We start from the raw sequence: 2,243 nt of genomic DNA, 5'->3' as shown, positions 1-2,243 counted from the left end.
GGGCCGGATGTCCGGCCCCGCCCCCCTCGTCGTGTCGTGCGGGCTACTTCTCGTCCGTCTTCACGGTGGAGACGCTCCCGGCCTTCCCGTCCGCGGACTCGCCCGCGGCCGGGCCGGCGGGCTTCGGGTCGGCGTCGGCCGGCTTCTCCGCCGGGGGCGCGGCCCCGTCCCCGGCCTTGCCGCCGCCGGACTTCGCCCTCTCACCGTCGACGGCCGCCTCGGCGTCCGTGACCGCCTCGCCGTCCTTGGCCGCCTTGCCGTCCGTGACCGCCTCGGCGTCCGTGACCGCCTCGCCGTCCTTGGCCGCCTTGCCGTCCTTGGCCGCCTTGCCGTCCTTGGCCGCCTTGCCGTCCTTGGCCGCCTTGCCGTCGGCCGTCGGCCCGCCGTCGCCGGCCGACGGCGTCGTCGCCTCGGTGCGGGGCTCGACGACCTCCTCGCGGCCCGGTCGCAGCCGCGCCGAGAGCACCAGGTAGGTCACCGCCAGGACGAAGACGATGATCGCGGTCCACACGTTCAGCCGCAGTCCGAGGATCCGGTGCGCCTCGTCGATGCGCATGTACTCGATCCACACCCGGCCCGAGCAGTACGCGGCGACGTACAGCGCGAACGCGCGGCCGTGGCCGAGCCGGAAGCGGCGGTCAGCCCAGATCACCAGCGCGGCGACGCCCAGGCACCACAGCGACTCGTACAGGAACATCGGGTGGAACGTGCCGACGTCCGTGCCGTTGTCGATCTCGACGGCCCACGGCAGGTCGGTGGCCCGGCCGTACAGCTCCTGGTTGAACCAGTTGCCCCAGCGGCCGACGGCCTGGGCGACGGCGATGCCGGGGGCCAGCGCGTCGGCCCACGCCGGGAGCGGGATGCCGCGGCGGCGGCAGCCGATCCACGCACCGAGCGCGCCGAGCGCGATCGCGCCCCAGATGCCGAGGCCGCCCTCCCAGATCTTCAGCGCGTCGACCGGGTCCTTGCCCTCGCCGAAGTACAGCTGGTAGTCGGTGATCACGTGGTACAGGCGACCGCCGACGAGGCCGAAGGGCACCGCCCAGATGGCGATGTCGGCCACCGTGCCGGGCCGGCCGCCGCGCGCGATCCAGCGCCGGTTGCCGATCCAGATGGCGGCGAAGACGCCGGCGATGATGCAGAACGCGTAGCCGCGCAGCGGGAGCGGTCCGAGGTGGAGCACTCCGGTCGACGGGCTGGGAATGAAGGCAAGGTCCATGGCAGCCCTGACGCTACCCTGCCGGGCGGGGACGGCGGCCACCCGCCCGGCAACTTCTGTATAACGGGCGGCCGCTCAGGCGTGCGGCCGCCGTGCGCACGTCAGGAGCCGGACGCCGAGGGCGACGCACTGACCGTGCCGGGCTCCTTGCCCTTGTTGGCCTCCGCGACCCACTTCTTCAGGTTGGCGACGCTGATCTGCTCCTGGCCCTTCATCGGGAAGACCGACTCGCCGTTGAGCTGGACCGTCGGGGTGCCCTGGAGCCGGGCGTCCTGGAAGACGCCGTTGGACTTCTTCACCCAGTTGTCGTACGTCCCGTCGTTCACGCACTTCTCGAACGCGGGGGTGTCCAGTCCCTGGACGTCGCCGGCCAGTTCGAGCAGCCGGTCGTTCTTCGCGAAGGCGTCGTCGGTCTCCTGCGGCTGGTTGCGGAACAGGACGTCGTGGTACTCGCGGAACTTGCCCGCGTCCTCGGCGCAGGCGGCCGCGTTGGCCGCGCGGAGCGAGCCGCTGCCGCCCATGTTGCCGTCGATGAGGGTGGCGAAGTTGTACTCGACCTTGAGCTGGCCGGACTGCTCCAGGTCGTGGACGGCGTCGCGGAAGCCGTCCTCGAAGGCCTTGCAGGCCGGGCAGCGGAAGTCCTCCCACACGGTGAGCGTGGAGGGGGCGTCCTGCGCGCCGACCCGGATGAGGGTGCTCTGCTCGCCGACGGCCCCGGCGGGGGCGACCACCGGACCCGCCGCGTCCCCGCTGTCGCCGCCGGACTGCTGGGCGACCAGCGCGACCACGCCGGCCAGCGCGACCACCCCGACCACCGCGCCCGCCACGACGAGCGTGCGCTTGCGCTTCTCCCGGGCCCGCTCCTTCTCCCGCTCGTACTGGAGCCGCTCGCGGGCACTGGGCCGGCCGGCTGCGTTCTTGCCGTTCTTGTCCTTCACACCCCGCAAACGAAGGGGGGAGGCACTCGCGTGCCTCCCCGCTCCCGTTTCCACCCGGACGGGTGAGGCGGCCGTCACCAGGGTGA

General features: G+C 73.0%; 2 protein-coding genes. Both read right to left on the bottom strand.

All coding sequences use genetic code 11. From position 1 onward, the window contains the following. Nucleotides 1–43 precede the first annotated feature (43 nt). Nucleotides 44–1,219: a prolipoprotein diacylglyceryl transferase gene (gene lgt / locus ACFWEG_RS28900; protein WP_387221043.1), complete on the bottom strand. Its 1,176-nt coding sequence runs from the start codon at nt 1,217–1,219 to the stop codon at nt 44–46. A 101-nt stretch (nt 1,220–1,320) separates the two neighbouring features. Continuing rightward, on the bottom strand, nt 1,321–2,166 hold the full coding sequence (locus tag ACFWEG_RS28895; protein ID WP_387221046.1) for a DsbA family protein: 846 nt from the start codon (nt 2,164–2,166) through the stop codon (nt 1,321–1,323). Between the last annotated feature and the right edge of the window lie 77 nt (nt 2,167–2,243).

Source organism: Streptomyces sp. NPDC060194, from assembly GCF_042728285.1.
In the GTDB taxonomy this organism is placed as follows: domain Bacteria; phylum Actinomycetota; class Actinomycetes; order Streptomycetales; family Streptomycetaceae; genus Streptomyces.
The sequence above is the reverse complement of the archived record's forward strand: the minus strand, read 5'-3'. Positions and strand labels throughout refer to the sequence as shown.